Origin of the sequence: Proteus mirabilis HI4320, from assembly GCF_000069965.1 — a bacterium.
Taxonomy (GTDB): Bacteria; Pseudomonadota; Gammaproteobacteria; order Enterobacterales; family Enterobacteriaceae; genus Proteus; species Proteus mirabilis.
On record NC_010554.1, the window covers coordinates 3,549,171 to 3,569,865 of the forward strand.

Sequence of the window (20,695 nt, forward strand, 5' to 3'; positions counted from 1 at the left end):
TATTAAGTATAGATGAGGTTAAATGAAAGATTAGGGATTTTTTGTCGTTGTTTTGATATAACAAAACGAAGCCTCTAAGTAAAAAATGTGACCTATATCATAGCTGAATATGGCTTTTGTGTAAAATCCATGATGTTAATGGTTGTAAATTTGAATTAAGTTAGATGAAGATGGCGATAAAAAGCTAATAGTAAATATTATTATATAACAATGGGTTATGTTGGTTTTTTATTTTTTGATTAGAAATAATATATTGATAGTCAAATTATGCATAATAAATAGTTAATATCTGCTTTAATGTGGATGAAATCATCTATTATTCGTTGTGCTAAAACACAGAAATAAAAACAGTCATTGCTAGATTTGGTGCAGTCACTTTTCTATTCTAGCAAATAGATAAGGTAAGTCAGTGGATAATTAAGTAGATATCACTATTCTTATTAAGAGAGCAAAAAGAGAGGAGATGTCATAATATCCACTAGGCATAAGAGCAGATAATTTGAGTAATGCATTGTAGTATAAATATTAACAATAATTATTTTTATAAAATCAATAATTAACGGCATGCTTGTGCCAATTAACCCAGGTACTCCTCATGAATATTAATCAACTGAAAAGCTTTGTTGAAGTAGTGCGAAATGACTTTAACATTACGAATGCGGCAGAGAAACTCTATACTTCACAACCAACGATTAGTAAGCAACTTAAGATATTAGAAGACGAACTCAGTGTTTCTTTATTCGTCCGTAAAAATAATAATTTATTAGCACTTAGTCCTATGGGGAAAGAGGTCCATAAAATAGCTAGCGATATTCTTGGACAGGTTGATAAAATTAAAAGTATTGTGGCAGAAGAAGATCGTAATAAAAAAGTAGATTTGCACATTGCCACAACACATACGCAAATACGTTACTCCTTACCCAACGTCATTGATCATTTTCGCCGCTATTACCCTAATATTTCACTCCATTTTCACCAAGGTGCTCCTGCTCAGTTAGCAGAAATGGTAAAAAATGGCGATGTCGATTTTGCCATTGCCACAGAATCGATGCATTTATATGAAGATTTAATTACTTTGCCTTGCTATCGCTGGACTCGCAGTTTATTAGTACCTTATGATCACCCTCTTGCATCATTACCTGATGATCAACAGGTTACCATTGAACAACTTGGCCAATATCCCCTTATTACCTATGTGTTTGGTTTCACTCGAGGCTCTAAACTCGATAAAGTGTTTTATAAAAACCATCTTAAACCTCAAGTGGCATTGACGGCGACAGATACCGAAATTATTAAATATTATGTCAAGCGCCACCTTGGTATTGGTGTGATTGCCACGGTTGCTTATGATGAAATAGAAGATAGCCAAGCATTAAAGTGCATCAATATCGATCACTTAGTACAGCCCAGTTATACACATATATGCCTAAGTAAACATACGCATATGAAAGATTATATGCATGAGTTTATTTCACTCTATGCTCCGCATATTGATAGAAATATTATTCAGATGCCAGAGCAGTGGGAAACCCAGTGGCATAGCAAAGAAGTGTATCAGGGGTTACCTGATCTGATTTCGGTAAATAGCAAAGAGAAAATAATAGAATAAATCTTCAGTTAAGATGAGGGACTAAAAAGCCCGTTTTTGCGGGGGCAAAAAACGGGCTTAGGGCAGAATAAGTAATTATTTGCGAGTTAGCAGATTAACAAAAATCTGTGCACCCACTAATAAGCAATCATCATCAACAAAATAAGGATTAGCATGAAGGTAGTTATTGATACCTTTAGCTTGATTACCACTGCCTAAAAAGAACATTGCGCCAACTTTACCTTTAGTGGCATTCACCATATAGCTAAAGTCTTCACTACCCGTCATTGGTTTACCGTTAGATTCGATATTCTCTTCTGGTAAAAATTGGCGAGTGGCTTCTAGTAAACGCTGATAAGCCGTAGGATGGTTAATAACAGCAGGGTAGCCTGTTGCTGTTAATGTTGTTTTAAATCCACCCGCTGTACTGCGCGCTACGATTTCATTAAAGCTTTCTTTTAATACTTTGTCGGTATTTTCATCCATAGAGCGGATAGTACCACGGGCTTGAACGTGATCTGCTAACGCATTAGGAATAGTACCGCCATTGATCATGCCGCAACCAAATACCGCAGGGCTAAAGGGATCAGTTTTTTTGGCAACCACATAATCCATATAATCAATTAAGCGAGTTGCTTCACGAATAGCATCTAAACCTTTATGCGGTGTAGATCCGTGCGCAGAAACACCATAAACATCTAATGTCCATGCTGAGCCGTAAGATGACATGACACCATCATTAAAACGTACACAACCGGTTTCGATAGCTGCATCATTATGTAGTGCGTAAGTTTCATCAACGCCTTCCATGCAACCTAACTCAACCATTTTGTCAGCACCAGGAACACGCATATCCTCTTCTGCCATTTGGAAAATAAAACGCACATTAGCGCTCATTTCTGCTTGGTTTTCAGCAAGGTATTTAGCGGCCGTTAATGCAATGGTCATATGAGTATCGTGACCACAATTATGTGCACAACCTTGATGGATAGAGCTGTGTTCGTTGTTCGTTAAGTCTGGCATTTCTAATCCATCCATATCTGCACGGATGGCAATCAGTGGAAAATCAGCATTAACAATTAAATCGGCAGTAAATCCAGTATAGCCATCAAAGGTTTTAATTTGATAGCCAAAGCTTTCCATCAATTCACGGCAATACTTTGATGTTTTATATTCTTCACCTGATAACTCAGGAATTTTGTGCAGATCTTGTCGTGTTTTTTTACTAAAGTCATTTAATTGAAAGAGTTTTTCGCTGACATTATAAATATTATTCATTAGATAACTCCCTGGATAGTAAATCCAATTTGTGCGACGATTGATGCGCCGAAGAAACAGCAGGTAGAAACAATCATGAAAATAAGGATCACTTTCCATGACATTTTCTTCAGTTCTTCTAATTGGCCACCAACGGATAAACCAGCAAATGCTAATAAAGGTACACAACAAGATAAGAAAGAGACTTTACCGATAGAACTAATAAAAAACTCTCTTACAGGTGTTTCAGGTAAACAAATAAGTATCCCGATAATAGTTGCATAAGCAAATGTTGGTAGAGATGAAGGTAAATATTGTTTAGCAACGAGTGAAATAAAAACCACTACAGACATAGCAATAAAGCTATCCCACATTGCATAAATAGCAATCCCTGATGTTAACGTTTGAGTAAACATTGCCAGTAAAATAGCAACGAATACTAATTTCATATCTATAATTATATTTTTCATGCAGTTTTGCCTCTGGTGAAAACTTTATAAATTTTTTCTGAAAGAGGTAAACCTAAATAGGTTAATGAGAGTGCGCCAAGTGCAGAAGATAATAAGTTAGATGCAGCCGCAACACTTAATACTTGTTGTGCTAAAGCTTCGTCTAAACCGTTAATTAATGCCCCTGATGCAGCACTTAACATTGAACCTGAACCTACGCCGGAGCCTGCTGCTAGAGCAAGTGGGTGTAAGCCTGTTAATGGTGCAAGACTACCTAATACGCTAAACCATAAAGTCCCGATAACAGAACCACATAAGTAAATAGCTAATACACCAATATATTCTTGTGAGCCAGTCCCAAATCTACCTTGAATAACGGCGATAGAAGGTTCTCGACTAATAGATGAACATGCACCAATTGCACGGCGACCAAAACCAAATTTAATGGCTAATGGTACGGCAATTAATACTGGTAATAAGTTTCCTAGCTCTTGAACAAATAAAGGAATACCGACACTTAAAATCATTTTTATATTTGGGACGATCATGCCAGCATATTGCGTACCTAAAATAAGTAGGCTGAAACCTACCATTTTACCGCAGAAGCCTTCTTCTTTTTCTGTAAATAATTTACCCCAAACTTTAATTTTTTTGCGGGTAAATCCAGCCGACATAAACATACCAATAATAACTGCAAATAACATTGGTAGAATAGGAATGACTGCAATGCCAATCTTAATTTCTTTTTTACCAATCACATATTGTGAAATAAAAATTAAGAAAAGGACTGCCAGAATACTAATAAAGAAAACCTTTATCGGACTTCTACTTTTGTCCATCCGTTAATCTCCGTAGAAAAATAAACAGGCTTTATTCTAGAGGACAAAAAGCAAAAGGTAGCGTGACCAATGTCATGTTTACTTCATACCTCTTTTTCATGGGACATGAAATAAAATAATAGTAATAAATTTATTAACAATTTGAGTTAACTGAAATTATTGAGGAAAGACAGAGAGTAAGGCTGAAATGTGTCAGCTATATTGTTAAATAAAATGATAGTAGAAAAAGAGCAATTAAAAATTAGTTTAATTATTAAAATAATCCTATAAGTTTATTTTGTCTAGCACTTGATGATTTTAATACAATATAAATGAGATAGATTCTTATTTAATGCGAAATGAGTCATAAAAGCGATAAGTGCGTTTATCAATAGTATTATTTTTTATAGTTAATTTCCTTTATTAATTGACCTATCTACCGTGACAATCAATCAAGAGATGTTATTCTTAATATTTGATTTAATAACACGGTATTCTCTATATGATGTGGTAAAAGAGTCGGTTGTTATATCTGGGGCAGCATGTAGAGAGATTACCCACTAAAATAAAAAGGAAATGCGTCACATGAGTAAGCAAACAGTTGCAACCTATATTGCTAAAGTGCTCCATAATGCAGGTGTGAAACGTATTTGGGGGGTGACGGGCGATTCATTGAATGGATTAAGTGATAGCTTGCGCAAAATGGGTACCATTGAATGGATGGGCACACGCCATGAAGAAGTCGCGGCTTTTGCCGCCGGAGCAGAAGCGGCTATCAATGGTGAATTAGCCGTTTGTGCCGGCTCCTGTGGACCAGGTAACTTACACTTAATTAATGGACTTTTTGATTGTCATCGTAATCATGTTCCCGTGTTAGCGATTGCCGCTCATATTCCCTCTGCTGAAATTGGTAGTAATTACTTTCAAGAAACTCATCCTCAAGAGTTGTTTCGTGAATGTAGTCACTATTGTGAATTAGTCTCTAATCCCGATCAGATCCCACAAATTCTGGCTATCGCTATGCGCACCGCTATTTTGAAAAAGGGTGTTGCGGTGGTGGTATTACCCGGTGATGTAGCGTTAAAACCCGCTCCAGAAGATGCCCATGAAAATTGGTATCCACTACAATCACCACTGATTATGCCGAATCGTTTTGAAATCGAAAAACTTTCTGAGGCACTGAATAACGCTAAAAATATCACCTTAATGTGTGGTGCCGGTTGTGCTCAAGCACATGATGAAGTGGTGAAACTAGCACAAACCTTAAAAGCCCCTGTTGTGCATGCACTACGTGGTAAAGAGTATCTTGAGTGGAATAATCCATGTAGCGTGGGAATGACGGGTCTTATCGGTTTTTCATCGGGTTATCACGCAATGGAGAATGCCGATACTTTAGTACTGTTAGGTACTCAATTCCCTTATCGCGCTTTCTATCCTGCCAAAGCTAATATTATTCAAATTGACCTTAATCCAAGTAGCATTGGCTCACATTGCCATGTGGATATGGCTTTTGTTGGAGATGTCAAAGCAACCCTTAATGCATTACAACCGCGATTAAAAGAGAAAACAGATACCGCACATCTTGATGCCTCGTTAAAACATTATGCTAAAGCACGCAAAGATTTAGATGCATTGGCTCAACCTAGTGAGCGTGAGTTGATCCACCCTCAGTATTTAGCACGTCGATTAAGTGAATTAGCCAACGATGATGCGGTATTTACCTGTGATGTTGGCACGCCAACAGTTTGGGCAGCACGTTACGTGAAAATGAATGGTAAACGTCGTTTAATTGGTTCATTTAACCATGGCTCAATGGCGAATGCGATGGCGCAAGCTATTGGTATTCAAGCACTGGACAGAAAACGTCAAGTTGTGGCGATGTGCGGTGACGGTGGTTTTACCATGTTAATGGGTGATTTCATCTCATTGGCTCAAATGAACTTACCGGTGAAAGTGGTGATTTTTAATAACAGCGTATTAGGTTTTGTGGCGATGGAAATGAAAGCGGGGGGCTATTTGACTGATGGCACCGATTTACATAATCCTGATTTTGCCGCTATTGCCAATGCGGCGGGAATTAAAGGTATTCGCGTTGAGAAAGGCGAAGATCTTGATGAAGCATTAAAAACAGCCTTTGAACATGATGGCCCTGTTATTGTGGATGTGGTAACCGCAAAACAAGAGCTTTCCATGCCTCCGGAAATTAAATTTGAGCAGGCCAAAGGTTTTAGCTTGTATATGATGAAAGCGATTATTAATGGTCGTGGCGATGAAATAGTGCAATTAGCGAAAACCAACTGGTTGCGCTAATCATTAAACGCATAATCGTTATATTGCGAGTTGCAGGGGCTAATAGCCTACCTGCAACTTGCATTTCAACATAAGTCGATAGGATTTTTTATTATTTCGCTTTCTCTGCTAAACAAAAGTTTTCAATTAATTGCCCCATTAATTCACGAGTTGGCTCAATAAAAGCCATATCAATAAACTCATCAGGCTGGTGGGCTTGTTCAATGGAGCCAGGACCAAGCACTAGCGTAGGGCATAGCGCTTGAATAAAAGGTGCTTCGGTACAGTAATTAACAGTTTGCGCTTTCTCACCCAGTAGTTTTTCAATCACGGCAACCATTTTATGATCGGTCGGACACTCGTAGCCGGGAATAGGCTCGTGCAATGCTTCGACACTTAAACGTCCCGGCCAGCGCGCTTTTACCGGGGCTAATGTTTCGTGCAGCAGATCATCAAGATCTTGCAGCGTTAATCCCGGTAATGGGCGAATATCCATATGTAATTCACAGCAAGCACAAATTCTATTAGCAGCATCACCACCGTTAATATAACCAAAGTTCATGGTGGGATAGGGAATAACAAACGCCGGATTGTTATAACGGGTTTTTAATCTATCGCGCAGTGTACTGAGATGGGTGATAGATTCATGCATTAACTCAATAGCGTTGACACCTTTTTCCGGATCACTAGAGTGACCGGATTGCCCAGTAATACGGATAGCATTAGATAAATGCCCTTTGTGAGCACGTATTGGTTGTAATGAGGTGGGTTCGCCAATAATAGCAAAATCAGGACGAATAGCGGTATTAGCGGCAAAATAACGTGCACCAGCCATCGACGTTTCTTCATCTGCTGTAGCAAGAATATACAGAGGATGTGTGAGTTGAGAGGTATCTATATCTCGCAATGCATCAATAATAAAGGCAAAAAAGCCTTTCATATCTGCCGTACCTAAACCATATAACTTGCCTTCTTTTTCCGTTAGGGTAAAGGGATCTTGAGTCCAACGCCCTTCATCAAATGGCACCGTATCCGTATGTCCACAGAGTAATAACCCGCCGGTTCCACTGCCAAGGGTAGCAAGTAGGTTAAATTTCCCTCTGGTTTCAGGTACTGGTTGTATTTCAATTGAAAAACCGAGTGTTTCCAACCAATTAGCCAACAGATTAATCAGTGCCTCGTTACTTTGGTCTGTCTTAGCATCTGTTGCACTAATTGAGGGTGTTGCAATTAATTGTCGATAAAGCTCAATAAATGTAGGTAATTTAATATTCACTGTTGACAGCCTTTCTTCATAATAGTATCAATATTCATGCACTTTTTTTGAATAAAAATACATTAATCGGTTTGTGTTCATAGTACAAGGTAAGAATGACATGTTAAATACTCTGATTGTAGGAGCAAGTGGTTACACCGGTGCTGAATTAGCAGCCTATCTTCAGCAGCATCCCCATGTAAATTTGAGCAGACTGATGGTATCCGCTCAAAGTGTAGATGCAGGGAAGTGCTTTTCTGAGCTTTACCCACAATATCGTGGCTTAGTTGATTTGCCACTTGAGCCTATGGTCGATGTTGCTAATGCCGCTGAAAATATCGATATCGTTTTTTTAGCCACCGCACATGAAGTTAGTCATGACATTGCCCCTATTTTTCTCGCTCAGGGGTGTGTGGTGTTCGATTTATCCGGCGCCTACCGAGTACAAAATAAACATTTCTACCAACAATACTATGGATTCGAGCATAAGAATACTGATTGGTTATCACAGGCGGTTTATGGTCTTGCCGAATGGAACGCTGATCAGATTAGTCAGGCTCAACTTATTGCTGTGCCGGGTTGTTATCCCACCGTTTCTCAGCTGTCGTTAAAGCCATTAGTTGAAGCGGGATTATTAGACAGCACTCACTGGCCTGTTATCAATGCCACCAGCGGTGTAAGTGGCGCAGGCAGAAAAGCGTCTTTAACAAACAGCTTTTGTGAAGTGAGTTTACAACCTTACGGTGTTTTTACGCATCGTCACCAACCGGAAATTGCTACTCACCTTGGCATTGATGTCATTTTTACTCCTCATCTTGGTAATTTTGCTAGGGGGATCTTAGCCACTATCACCTGTAAGTTAAAACAAGGTGTCACAGAAAATGAGGTAAGGCAGGCATTTGAAACAGCGTATCAAGGCCAACCGTTGGTACGTGTGTATGACAAAGGTCTACCTGCATTAAAAGCCGTTGTCGGTACCGCCTTTTGTGATATCGGGTTAGCACAACAAGGTGAGCATTTAATTATTGTCGGTGCGGAAGATAACTTATTAAAAGGGGCCGCAGCACAAGCGGTGCAATGTATGAACATTCGGTTCGGTTTTGCACCAACCGAAACACTTATCTAAATAATGAGTAGGGACGTTTTATGGAACCATTAATTATCAAACTAGGCGGTGTACTGCTAGATAACGAAAAAGCGTTAACACGTTTTTTTACAGCACTACAAGAATATCGTACTAGTCATAGTCGTCCATTAGTGATTGTTCATGGTGGTGGCTGTTTGGTTGATTCTCTGATGAAAAAGCTGCAATTGCCCGTTGTTAAAAAACAAGGCCTACGAGTTACCCCCGCCGATCAAATTGACATTATTACTGGCGCGTTGGCAGGAAGTGCCAATAAAACATTGCTGTCATGGGCCACACGCTTTGGTTTAAATGGTGTCGGACTTTGTTTGGGCGATGGCCAATTAGCTAAAGTAACAAAAATTAGTGATGAACTAGGTCATGTAGGAAATGCTGAACCTGGCTCTCCTGAGTTATTAAATCTATTACTGAATGCAGGGTATCTCCCGATTATTAGTTCTATAGGTGTGAGTATCCAAGGTGAACTGATGAATGTTAATGCTGACCAAGCGGCAACAGCGATTGCTGAAACCTTAGGAGCAGATTTGGTGTTGCTCTCAGATGTAAGCGGCATTTTGGATGGCAAAGGACAAAAACTCACAGAAATATCTGCCACAAAAGCGCAAGCATTAATCGACCAAGGCATTATCACCGACGGCATGATTGTTAAAGTTAATGCTGCGTTAGAAGCGGCAAGAACGCTTAGACGTCCTGTTGAAATAGCCAGTTGGCGTCACGCGGAAAAACTGACTGATTTATTTAATGGTATGGTGATCGGGACACGTATTTTAGCTTAAACACAACCACATAACGCTTTGTATATTGGCGAAATAAACACAATTGAGAATAAAGGTTATCACTATGACGAAAGGTATTAAAAAAATTGTACTGGCATATTCAGGTGGTCTAGACACATCGGCTATCATCCCTTGGTTAAAAGAGCATTATGACAATTGCGAGGTGGTTGCGTTTGTTGCTGATGTGGGACAAAGCCGTGAAGATCTGGAAGGTGTAGAGCAAAAAGCATTGGCGTCAGGGGCCAGTGAATGCTATGTGGTTGATTTACGAGAAGAGTTTATTAAAGACTATGTGTATCCAGTATTAAAAACAGGAGCATTATATGAAGGGAGCTATTTGTTAGGCACTTCAATGGCACGTCCTGTGATTGCTAAAGCACAAGTTGAATTGGCATTAAAACTCGGGGCTGATGCCTTGGCGCATGGCGCAACAGGTAAAGGTAATGACCAAGTTCGTTTTGAAAGTACTTATACCGCACTGGCACCGCAACTTAAAGTGGTTGCGCCTTGGAGAGAGTGGGACTTGCGCTCCCGTGAAGCTCTACTGGATTATCTAAAAGTTCGTCATATTCCAACCACGGCGACACTTGAGAAAATTTATAGTCGTGATGAAAACGCATGGCATATCTCAACAGAAGGTGGAGTGTTAGAAAGTCCATGGAATGCTTCTAATGAAGATTGCTGGGCATGGACGGTAGATCCGAAAAAAGCCCCTGATACACCTGAACAGGTTTCTGTAACGGTAAAAGCAGGTGAAGTGGTTGCTATCAATGGCAAAGCTCAATCCCCTTATGAGTGTTTAGCTACATTAAATACGCTAGGCGTAAAACACGGTATTGGTCGTATTGATATTGTGGAAAATCGTCTGGTCGGTATGAAATCTCGCGGTTGCTATGAAACCCCGGGAGGCACCATTATGATGGCGGCACTGCGTGGTGTTGAGCAACTGGTTTTGGATAGAGATGCTTTTAAATGGCGTCAACAGTTGGGTTTAGAGATGTCTTATGTTGTTTATGACGGTCGTTGGTTTACGCCAATTCGGGCTTCATTACAAGCTGCTGCTGACTCGCTGGCAACAGAGGTAAATGGCGAAGTGGTGTTAGAGCTTTATAAAGGCCATGTGAATGCTATTCAGAAAAAATCTGACAACAGCCTCTACTCGGAAGAGTTCGCCACCTTTGGTGAAGATGAAGTCTATGATCACAGCCATGCAGAAGGGTTTATCCGCCTATACTCTTTGCCATCACGTATTCGGGCATTAAGTAAAAAGAAATAAGGTGAGACCAATAAGAGTGATGTGACAAAAGGCATCACTCTATACATTTTTATCAAGCATGACTTTTAACAAAGACAAAATAGGATGTGATTATGGCACTTTGGGGTGGACGTTTTAGTCAGCAAGCTGATCAACGGTTTAAACAATTCAATGATTCACTGCGGTTTGACTATCGACTCGCACAACAAGATATCTTTGGTTCAGTAGCTTGGTCTAAAGCGTTAGTCACAGTAGGTGTCTTATCGCAGGATGAACAAGCTCAACTTGAACAGGCACTTTATGAGCTGTCTGAGGAAGTAACAGCTAATCCCCATTCTATTTTACAAAGTGATGCGGAAGATATTCATAGTTGGGTAGAGAGCAAACTGATTGCCAAAGTGGGTGATTTAGGTAAGAAGTTGCACACTGGACGTAGCCGTAATGATCAGGTCGCGACAGATTTAAAATTGTGGTGTAAAGAAGAAGTCGCCCACTTACGTCAGGCTATTATTGAATTACAAAAGGCGTTAGTGGTAACCGCTGAGCAAAATCAACATGCTGTGATGCCCGGTTATACTCATTTACAACGTGCTCAACCCGTCACTTTTGCGCATTGGTGTTTAGCTTATAAAGAGATGTTAGCAAGAGATGAGAGCCGTTTAGCGGATGCATTAACGCGTTTAGATGTAAGTCCACTGGGTAGTGGCGCTTTGGCGGGTACCGCTTATGATATTGATCGTGAACAATTAGCTCAATGGTTGGGTTTTGCCAGTGCAACAAACAATAGTTTAGATAGCGTATCAGATAGAGATCATGTGTTAGAGCTATTATCTGCGGCCGCTATTGGTATGGTGCATCTTTCTCGTTTTGCTGAAGATTTGATTTTCTTTAATAGTGGGGAAGCAGGTTTTATTGAGCTTTCAGATAAAGTCACTTCTGGCTCTTCATTAATGCCACAGAAGAAAAATCCTGATGCATTAGAACTTATTCGTGGTAAGTGCGGGCGTGTGCAAGGGGCATTAACCGCAATGATGATGACCCTAAAAGGGTTGCCTCTTGCTTATAATAAAGATATGCAAGAAGACAAAGAAGGGCTGTTTGATGCCGTTGATACTTGGTCTGATTGTTTGCATATGGCAACATTAGTGCTTGATGGGTTGCAGGTTCGCCGTCCTCGTTGTGAAGAGGCCGCAAAACAAGGTTATGCCAATGCGACAGAGCTTGCTGATTATTTAGTCGCAAAAGGGGTGCCATTTCGCCAAGCTCACCATATTGTCGGTGAAGTTGTTGTTAGTGCAATTGAGCAAGGTAAAGCGCTTGAAGAGTTGGCGCTATCTGAATTACAGAAGTTTAGTAGCAAAATTACCGTTGAAGTTTACGAGATCCTTTCATTGCAATCTTGTTTAGATAAACGATTAGCAAAAGGTGGGGTATCTCAACAGCAGGTTTCTTATGCCATTACTGAGGCCAAAAAACAGCTTAATATGGATGAGTAGTTTTATCCCATTGTATAACTGACAGATTATTCAAAAAAAGCAGGGTGGCTCATGAACTGCCCTGCTTTTTTATGGACGCTTACCGATAATAATAGTTTAATCAATTGATATATCACCATTTATTGATAAAAGATGAAAAAATCACGTTACAATAACGCACGATTGATAGAAAAATTTATCAGTTGTTATATTATCTATAGCTATTAACTATCAGTAATAAGTATGGGATCTGCAATGAATATCCGTGATTTGGAATATCTGGTGGCTCTAGCTGAGCATAAACATTTTCGCCGTGCGGCAGATTCTTGCCATGTGAGCCAGCCAACATTAAGTGGCCAAATTCGTAAACTTGAGGACGAATTAGGCGTTATGTTACTTGAAAGAACCAGTCGCAAAGTACTGTTTACCCAGCAGGGATTATTGCTAGTAGAGCAAGCGAAAACGGTATTACGTGAAGTGAAAGTGCTACAAGAAATGGCATCACTACAAGGTGAGAGTATGGCAGGGCCGTTACATATTGGGCTTATTCCTACTGTTGGACCTTATTTATTACCGCATATTATTCCCGAATTACATAGAAACTACCCTAAGTTAGAGATGTATCTTCACGAAGCACAAACCAATAGCTTATTAGCTCAGTTAGATAGCGGTAAACTCGACTGTGCTATTTTAGCCATGGTAAAAGAGAGTGCCCCTTTTATAGAAGTGCCTTTGTTTGAAGAGCCGATGAAATTAGCTATTTATGATGAGCATCCATGGCATGATCGCAAATCAGTGCCGATGGGGGACTTAGCAGGCCAACGTTTATTAATGTTAGAAGATGGGCATTGCTTACGTGATCAAGCTTTAGGTTTTTGTTTCCAAGCAGGGGCTAAAGAAGATACCCATTTTAGAGCAACTAGTTTAGAAACATTGCGTAATATGGTCGCTGCAGGAAGTGGTATTACACTTTTACCTGATTTAGCGGTACCTCAAGCACAAAAACGCGATGGCGTTTGCTATTTAGATTGTACTTCACCTAATCCATCACGTTCTATTATTTTGGCTTATCGCCCCGGATCGCCTTTGCGTAATCGTTATGAACAATTAGCAGAGACAATCCGTGATCATATGACCGCATTTTATGAGGCTAAGAAAGCAACATCAAAATAAGCGATTTAAACCATTTAAAGCAGCAACGCGATAGGCTTCCGCCATGGTTGGATAGTTGAAGGTGGTATTAACGAAGTATTCGATAGTATTGCCTTCTCCTTTCTGCTCCATAATTGCTTGTCCGATATGAATTATTTCAGCAGCGCGCTCGCCAAAGCAGTGAATACCTAAAATTTGCTTGGTTTCACGGTGAAAAAGAATTTTTAAGCTACCGACATTCATACCCGCAATTTGGGCTCTAGCAAGATGCTTAAATTGTGAACGACCGACCTCATAGGGGATCTTCATTGCGGTGAGTTGCTGTTCCGTTTTACCCACAGAGCTGATTTCTGGAATGGTATAGATACCCGTTGGAATATCTTCAATTAAATGCGTTTCCGAGGTGCCTGTGGTAAGCGCAAGTGCCGCAATGCGCCCTTGATCATAAGCCGCAGAGGCTAAGCTTGGATAGCCAATCACATCACCTACTGCATAGATATGTTCACAACTGGTTTGATAATGCGCATTAACTGCCACTTGTCCACGGCTATCGGTTTTGATCCCAACATTTTCTAAACCAAGCGTATCGGTATTACCCGTTCTACCATTAGCATAAAGCAGACAATCGGCTTTGACTTTCTTACCGGATTTTAGATGAACAATAACGCCATCATCAACGCCTTCGATGGTGTCGTACTCTTCATTGTGTCGAATAACAATACCGTTATTCCAAAAATGGTAAGAGAGTGCATCTGACATTTCTTGATCAAGGAATGACAGTAGATGATCACGAGTATTAATTAAATCAACTTTTACTCTTAGACCTCTAAAAATAGAAGCGTATTCACAACCAATGACCCCAGCACCATAAATAATGACATGGCGAGGTTCATGCTCAAGGTCGAGTATGGTATCGCTGTTATAAATACGAGAGTGTGAGAAATCAACATCCGGTGGGCAATAAGGGCGAGAGCCTGTGGCAATAATAAAATTATCTGCACTGAGAATATCACAAGTACCATCAGGATAACGTACGCTAATTCTATGATCATCAATAAAAGCAGCTTCGCCTGAATACATCGTACAATGATTACGCTCGTAGAAGCCTTGACGCATTTTAGTCTGTTGACTGATTACCGTGCTGGCTTGGCGTAGTATTTGAGAAAAAGAGGAGTTGATCAGGCGAGATTGGTCGCTATAGAGCGGGTTTTGATTAAACTCGATAATACGACTGACCGCGTGGCGTAGAGCTTTTGAAGGGATAGTTCCCCAGTGAGTACAACCACCACCGACTTGATCATAACGTTCAATGACGGCGACGCGTTTTCCTTGTTTAACCAGCCCCATGGCCGCGCCTTCACCACCAGGACCTGAACCGATTACAATTGCATCGAAATGAGAATGTTGCATAGGAAGAGACCTGTTTTATACAAAACGACAACGACATATTAACATTAGAATGAATAATAGCCCAATTGACATTAGGGGCATTAGTCACACTTTATTTAGTTTTTTATCTGAATGTGTCGTTATGGATAACGGTACGTACTTATTTTCTGTAAAAATTTGATATATTGGTTATAAACCACATTTGGATTATCAGGATTGCTGTGAGTAATAATATTGGCATCAGAGCGAAACAAAAAGAAAAAACCCGCCGTTCTTTGATTGAAGCAGCTTTTAGCCAACTCAGTGCAGAACGTAGTTTTACTAGCCTAAGCTTACGAGAAGTGGCGCGAGAAGCGGGTATTGCACCTACCTCATTTTATCGTCATTTTAAAGATGTTGATGAGTTGGGGTTAACTATGGTCGATGAAAGTGGACTGATGCTACGTCAATTGATGCGACAAGCACGACAGCGTATTGCTAAAGGTGGAAGTGTGATCCGTACATCGGTTTCTACCTTTATGGAATTTATTGGTAATAATCCGAATGCTTTTCGATTATTGTTACGTGAACGCTCTGGCACATCTGCTGAATTTCGTGCCGCTGTCGCACGAGAGATCCAACATTTTATTGCAGAACTGGCAGACTACCTTGAGCAAGAAAGTAATATGCCACGTTATTTTACTGAAATGCAGGCTGAAGCGATGGTGACTATCGTATTTAGTGCAGGGGCAGAAGCATTAGATATTGATATTGAAAAACGCCAACAATTAGAAGAAAGATTAGTAATACAACTACGGATGATTGCCAAAGGCGCTTACTATTGGTATCGACGTGATTTAGAAACACCTCTACAAAATAACCCCGAAATAAAGAAAAAAATGCATCAGAAAGGAGATAAATGATGGAACAAAATCGCTGTGAAAAAAGCACACTATTACTTTCCGTAGTTATCGGTGTTGCTTTACATGGTAGTTACTCAACTTTATTTAACCCACTTACTGGACCTTGGTCTATTTTTCCACTGATTAGTTTAGTTCTAGCTGTTTACTGCTTATACCAACGTTATTTAAATCAACCAATGACTGATGGTATGCCTAAGTTAATTTTCTCATTCTTTTTATTAGGGCTATTTGGTTACAATGCTTATTTAAAAACCTCTAACCCTGAAATGGGCTCTAACTTCTTCTCTTCTGTATGTATTGTGATTATTGCTCTATGGATCTATCGTCAAATTAAACAGCGTAAACGTCTACGTGAACAGGAAGAAGACGCTGAGAAAGCATCGCAAGCAGAGCAATATTAATTGTTATCAGCTTTTGGTTGTAAACACAGCGAGATTTTGACACCAGTAAGTGCACTTACTGGTGTTTTGTTTTTATTGGGGTTTTAGTGGTAATTTCTACTATAACTTCTAAAACTAAAAGTTATCTTTTCTCCAATAGCACACCACATTCCATATGATGGGTGTAAGGGAATTGGTCAAAAAGTGCTAACTTGCTGATTTTGTGAGTTTTGATCAGCGTTTCTAAATTCTGGCACAGAGTCTGCGGATTACAAGAGATATATAAAATGCGCGAGTAATTCTTAACCAACTCAACAGTTTTCTCATCCAAACCACTGCGTGGTGGGTCAACAAAAATAGTTTCACATTGGTAATCTTGTAGATTAATCCCTTCTAAGCGTTTAAATTCCCTTACGCCATTCATTGCTTGAGTAAAATCTTCCGCTGACATACGAATAATTTTAACATTATCAATATGGTTCATCGCGATATTATATTGCGCTGCATGCACTGAAGGCTTCGCTATCTCAGTGGCCAGCACTCGCTTAAAATTACGTGCAAGGGCGAGAGAGAAATTGCCGTTACCACAATAAAGCTCTAACAGATCACCGGTTGAGTTTTCAGTGACTGATAGTGCCCATTCCAACATCTTAATATTGACCTGTGCATTAGGTTGGGTAAAGCTATTTTCTACTTGACGATAGATCATCTGTTGACCAGCAACAGGTAATACTTCATCGACAAAATCATTATCGAGCATAATTTTAGTTTTATATGCACGGCCAATTAATTGCACATCAAACCCCTGAGCAATCAATGTTTGGCGTAATGCTGTCGCTTCTTGTTGCCAAGTCTCATCAATTTTTTTGTGATATAACAACGATACAATGATTTTATTGCTTAAGGTTGAAAGATAATCAATTTGAAATAATTTATGGCGCAGTGTTGGTTTATCTTTTATTTCTGCCAATAAAGCTACCATCATCTGATTAATCAGTTGACTCGCCACTGGAAATTGGTCAACGCGGATACGCTGCTTAGTCTCTTGATCAAACATAATATGATACAGAGCGTCCTGCTCATGCCAGATGCGAAATTCTGCACGCATACGATAATGTTGTTCTGGTGATGAAAAAACTTCCACATTAGGCGCATTAAAAGGTGCCATCATCTTTTGTAGGCGTTCGGTCTTTTCATTCAGTTGAGACTGGTATGTTTGCGTTGGTAATGAATTTTGCATGGTATCTCGCCTTGTTTTTGGCAGTAATAAAGTTAAGCGAGCGAAATTGTAGAGATCCTCATGAAGATGTCCAGTATTCTTCATGTTCAATTTCTGGACTCAGTGAAGTTGGCATCGTAGCATAGCGATTCGGTCTCCGATATGGAGTGAAAAGGGAATCTGGTGCAAAGCCAGAACTGACGCGCAGCGGTAATAGGATCAAGGATAATAAAAGACACTGCAATGCACCAAAATCAGTGCTGTGGGAAGTCATTATCTTAAATGCTCAGAGTATTTAACCTAGAGTCCGAAGACCTGCCGAACATTTGTCGCATGTAAAATTAAGTACGCGTTTTATTTAATTTTGGCGGCATCCTGCTACTTATTTCTGTTGGATGCAGATTTCATGAATAATAAAAAAGTATTTTTTCTTTCAAGTGTTGCTTTAAGTGTTATGACGAGCAGTTTCAACCTATTTGCACAGGCTGATAATACATTGAGTGTGACTGCTAATCGTTTTCAACAACCTACCTCCTCTATTTTAGCGCCAGTGACTATTGTTGATCGTGAACAGATCGATCGCTGGCAGAGCAATAGTGTGCTTGATGTATTGCGTAGAATGCCAGGGATTGATGTAGCACAAAGTGGTGGTATAGGGCAGATGAGTTCAGTCTTTGTGCGAGGAACTGACTCAAGACATGTATTAATATTAATTGATGGTGTACGTACTAACCAAGCAGGGATTTCTGGCTCTTACGATATGAGTCAACTGCCTCTTTCTTTAGTACAACGTATTGAATATATAAGAGGCCCTCGTTCGGCTGTTTATGGCTCCGATGCGATTGGTGGGGTCATTAATTTTATAACGAAACGCCAAAATGATGGTTTAACGTTAAATGCAGGAATAGGAAGCCATGGATATCAAAATTACAATGGTTCAATACAACAAAAGGTAGGTGAGAGAACCACATTATCTGCGGCAGGTGGATATACTTATACTAAGGGAATACATGCAACGGATGATTCTGTCCCTGTTGCCGCCCCTTTTCATGACAGACATGGATTTATGAGTAAATCCTATTGGTTTGGTATCGACCATATTTTTAATGATAACTTTCAAGGCTATATGAAAGGGTATGGTTATGATAATCGTACTACTTATGTTGCATCTTATCCCGGTAATACAGATCAAAGTAAAACTTATAATCGTAATTATGAAGCGGGTATTAAGTTCAGTGGTGATTCCTATTTTAGTCAATTAATTACGGTGTATAGCCAAACTAAAGACTATAACTACATTTCAACAAATGGCCGTGATGGTAAGGGCTCTTCTGTAGATAATTCTAAACAATATAATGTTCAATGGGGGAACACCTTTTTAATTCCAAGTGGCATGATCAGCGCAGGAATGGATTGGCAAAGACAAACGATTGAAGCGAATTCAGCATCAGTACCTCATCAAAGAACAATTGATAATACAGGGCTATATCTCACATCTCAAAAACAACTTAGTTCAGTTATCGTCGAAGGCGCTATTCGTTCTGATCACCACGATGAATTTAACTGGCATACTACATGGCAAACCAGTGCAAGTTGGGAGTTCGTCGATAACTATCGAGTAATTGCTTCTTATGGTACGGCATTTAAGGCTCCTACATTGGGGCAACTTTATGCGGATAATCCTGCATGGAACACAAAAGGTAATCCCAACTTAAAACCAGAGAAAAGTAAGCAGTGGGAAGTGGGCGTTGAAGGGTTAACTCAAGGGATTGATTGGCGTTTATCTCTATATCAAAATGATATTGATAATCTGATTGCTTTTAGAGATAACACTTACATTAATTACAATAAAGCTAAAATAAAAGGTGCTGAATGGGTTGGTGAGATGGATACTGGATTATTACATCATCAATTAACATTGCAGTACCTTGATGCTAGAGATAGTGATAATAAACTATTAAGCAGAAGAGCAAAGCAACAGCTTAAGTATCAAGTAGATTGGAATATCGCAGATATAGATATTGGAATTAATTATCAATATATAGGAAAGCGCTATGATACGGACTTTAACCAATATCCTACGAAAAGAATAAAACTAGGTGGGGTAAGTCTTTGGGATTTAACTGCGTCATATCCTATTACATCTCATCTCTCAATTCGTGGTAGAATAGCCAACCTGTTTGATAAAGATTATGAGACAGCTTATGGCTATCGCACGCCAGGACGTGAATATTTCCTCACCGGAAGCTACAACTTCTGATGCACAATCTACCGCTAATCCCACTGTCTTAGTTTTTGACTCAGGGGTTGGCGGTTTATCTATTTATCGAGAGATCCGTGAAAAACTGCCGGATGCTCACTATATCTATGTTTTCGATAATGAAGCATTTCCTTATGGTGAGAAACCTCAAGAGTTTATTATTGAGCGTGTCGTTCGTATCGTCAGTGCTGTCGCGCAACAGCATGAGTTAGCAGCGATTGTGATCGCTTGTAATACCGCAAGTACAGTAAGTCTGCCTGCTTTACGTGCTAAATTTACTGATATCCCCATTGTTGGTGTTGTTCCTGCGATTAAACCTGCAGCAAAACTTACCTGTAATGGTGTGGTCGGTCTATTAGCCACAAGAGCAACGGTTAAGCGACCTTATACCCATGAACTTATCGAACGCTTTGCGACGGAGTGTAAAGTGCATCTATTAGGTTCAGCAGAGCTGGTGGAGTTGGCTGAAAAAAAACTGCATGGCGAAAAGGTGTCATGCGATGAGCTACGTAGAATTTTAGCCCCTTGGCTTAAAATGAAAGAGCCACCAGATACGGTAGTATTAGGGTGTACCCATTTCCCTCTATTAGAAGAAGAGTTACTTTCTGTTTTGCCTGATGGTACTCGAATTATTGATTCTGGTGGTGCAATTGCAAGAAGAACTGCGTGGTTAGTTGTAAATCAAGATAAAATCAGAGGTTCAAAAGAAATTAGTTTTGCTTACTGTCTTAAAGAAGATGAGTATAGTGAATTATTAAAACCGGTTTTAGCCGATTTTGGCTTTAAAATGCTCAGAAAATTGGCGCTTTAAGTTAAATTTGTTGGAAAATTAAACGGTCGGTAAAAAAATCAAAAAAAAGTGTTGCCAGCTTCACAAAACTCCCTATAATGCGCCCTCGTTGTCACGGCACAGGGCGCTAAGCGAACCGGCTGAGAGAACAAAAGAAAAAGTGAAAAGCCTGATAAATTAGCGCTTGACACTGAATGAGGAAGATGTAGAATGCACCTCCTCGCAACAACGCAGAAGACCGGAAACGGCAGCGATAGTTGCACTGCTCTTTAACAAATTATCAGACAATCTGTGTGG

Annotated in this window: 17 protein-coding genes and 1 riboswitch; of the genes, 11 read left to right on the plus strand and 6 right to left on the minus strand. The window is 39.8% G+C overall.

The genetic code is table 11. The annotated features are described in order from the left end of the window. Nucleotides 1-595 precede the first annotated feature (595 nt). A complete protein-coding gene (locus PMI_RS15975) occupies nt 596-1,609 on the plus strand; it encodes a LysR substrate-binding domain-containing protein (protein ID WP_004246397.1) in 1,014 nt (337 codons plus the stop codon). A gap of 75 nt (nt 1,610-1,684) precedes the next feature. Here PMI_RS15975 and PMI_RS15980 read toward each other — a convergent pair whose 3' ends face one another. The 3 genes from PMI_RS15980 to PMI_RS15990 are packed head-to-tail and all read right to left on the minus strand — an operon-like array spanning nt 1,685 to nt 4,133. Then, on the minus strand, nt 1,685-2,866 hold the full coding sequence (locus PMI_RS15980; protein WP_004246396.1) for a M20 metallopeptidase family protein: 1,182 nt from the start codon (nt 2,864-2,866) through the stop codon (nt 1,685-1,687). Next, nucleotides 2,866-3,315, minus strand: a complete 450-nt coding sequence (locus PMI_RS15985) for a hypothetical protein (protein ID WP_004246394.1) — start codon at nt 3,313-3,315, stop codon at nt 2,866-2,868. The genes PMI_RS15980 and PMI_RS15985 overlap by 1 nt, the downstream gene beginning before the upstream one ends. After that, nucleotides 3,312-4,133 (minus strand): DUF3100 domain-containing protein, encoded by an 822-nt coding sequence (locus PMI_RS15990; RefSeq protein WP_004246392.1) that lies wholly within the window; start codon nt 4,131-4,133, stop codon nt 3,312-3,314. The genes PMI_RS15985 and PMI_RS15990 overlap by 4 nt, the downstream gene beginning before the upstream one ends. Before the next feature lie 564 nt (nt 4,134-4,697). On the opposite strand from PMI_RS15990, the gene poxB reads away from it, so the two are divergent. Continuing rightward, nucleotides 4,698-6,422 carry a ubiquinone-dependent pyruvate dehydrogenase gene (gene poxB / locus PMI_RS15995; RefSeq protein WP_004246391.1) on the plus strand — a complete coding sequence of 575 codons (1,725 nt, stop codon included), beginning with the start codon at nt 4,698-4,700 and terminating at the stop codon, nt 6,420-6,422. 91 nt (nt 6,423-6,513) lie between these two features. On the opposite strand, the gene argE is transcribed toward poxB, so the two are convergent. Next, a complete protein-coding gene (argE, locus tag PMI_RS16000; protein WP_004249893.1) occupies nt 6,514-7,677 on the minus strand; it encodes an acetylornithine deacetylase in 1,164 nt (387 codons plus the stop codon). 100 nt (nt 7,678-7,777) lie between these two features. Here argE and argC point away from each other — a divergent pair, with 100 nt between their 5' ends. The 5 genes from argC (at nt 7,778) to oxyR (ending at nt 13,479) form a co-directional block, all read left to right on the plus strand. After that, nucleotides 7,778-8,782 (plus strand): N-acetyl-gamma-glutamyl-phosphate reductase, encoded by a 1,005-nt coding sequence (gene argC / locus PMI_RS16005; RefSeq protein WP_012368682.1) that lies wholly within the window; start codon nt 7,778-7,780, stop codon nt 8,780-8,782. Nucleotides 8,783-8,802: 20 nt separating this feature from the next. Then, complete coding sequence (argB, locus tag PMI_RS16010) at nt 8,803-9,576, plus strand: acetylglutamate kinase (RefSeq protein ID WP_012368683.1); 774 nt, start codon at nt 8,803-8,805, stop codon at nt 9,574-9,576. Between the two features lie 64 nt (nt 9,577-9,640). Next, on the plus strand, nt 9,641-10,852 hold the full coding sequence (locus PMI_RS16015) for an argininosuccinate synthase (RefSeq protein WP_004246387.1): 1,212 nt from the start codon (nt 9,641-9,643) through the stop codon (nt 10,850-10,852). Between the two features lie 92 nt (nt 10,853-10,944). After that, nucleotides 10,945-12,327: an argininosuccinate lyase gene (argH, locus tag PMI_RS16020; protein ID WP_004246386.1), complete on the plus strand. Its 1,383-nt coding sequence runs from the start codon at nt 10,945-10,947 to the stop codon at nt 12,325-12,327. A gap of 234 nt (nt 12,328-12,561) precedes the next feature. Continuing rightward, nucleotides 12,562-13,479 carry a DNA-binding transcriptional regulator OxyR gene (gene oxyR / locus PMI_RS16025; RefSeq protein WP_012368684.1) on the plus strand — a complete coding sequence of 306 codons (918 nt, stop codon included), beginning with the start codon at nt 12,562-12,564 and terminating at the stop codon, nt 13,477-13,479. On the opposite strand, the gene sthA is transcribed toward oxyR, so the two are convergent. Further along, nucleotides 13,471-14,868: a Si-specific NAD(P)(+) transhydrogenase gene (gene sthA, locus PMI_RS16030; RefSeq protein WP_004246384.1), complete on the minus strand. Its 1,398-nt coding sequence runs from the start codon at nt 14,866-14,868 to the stop codon at nt 13,471-13,473. The genes oxyR and sthA overlap by 9 nt on opposite strands. A 200-nt stretch (nt 14,869-15,068) precedes the next feature. Between sthA and fabR the strand changes: the two genes are divergently transcribed. Both fabR and PMI_RS16040 read left to right on the plus strand, forming a co-directional pair. Further along, nucleotides 15,069-15,749, plus strand: a complete 681-nt coding sequence (gene fabR, locus PMI_RS16035; protein ID WP_004246383.1) for an HTH-type transcriptional repressor FabR — start codon at nt 15,069-15,071, stop codon at nt 15,747-15,749. Next, nucleotides 15,749-16,150, plus strand: coding sequence for a YijD family membrane protein (locus PMI_RS16040; RefSeq protein WP_004249699.1), 402 nt, complete (start codon nt 15,749-15,751; stop codon nt 16,148-16,150). The genes fabR and PMI_RS16040 overlap by 1 nt, the downstream gene beginning before the upstream one ends. Nucleotides 16,151-16,271: 121 nt before the next feature. Here PMI_RS16040 and trmA read toward each other — a convergent pair whose 3' ends face one another. Next, complete coding sequence (gene trmA, locus PMI_RS16045; RefSeq protein ID WP_004249698.1) at nt 16,272-17,369, minus strand: tRNA (uridine(54)-C5)-methyltransferase TrmA; 1,098 nt, start codon at nt 17,367-17,369, stop codon at nt 16,272-16,274. A gap of 113 nt (nt 17,370-17,482) precedes the next feature. Next, nucleotides 17,483-17,685: riboswitch (cobalamin riboswitch) on the plus strand. Nucleotides 17,686-17,754: 69 nt separating this feature from the next. Between trmA and btuB the strand changes: the two genes are divergently transcribed. After that, on the plus strand, nt 17,755-19,608 hold the full coding sequence (gene btuB / locus PMI_RS16050) for a TonB-dependent vitamin B12 receptor BtuB (RefSeq protein WP_012368685.1): 1,854 nt from the start codon (nt 17,755-17,757) through the stop codon (nt 19,606-19,608). Continuing rightward, on the plus strand, nt 19,553-20,419 hold the full coding sequence (gene murI, locus PMI_RS16055; RefSeq protein ID WP_012368686.1) for a glutamate racemase: 867 nt from the start codon (nt 19,553-19,555) through the stop codon (nt 20,417-20,419). The genes btuB and murI overlap by 56 nt, the downstream gene beginning before the upstream one ends. Nucleotides 20,420-20,695: the final 276 nt, after the last annotated feature.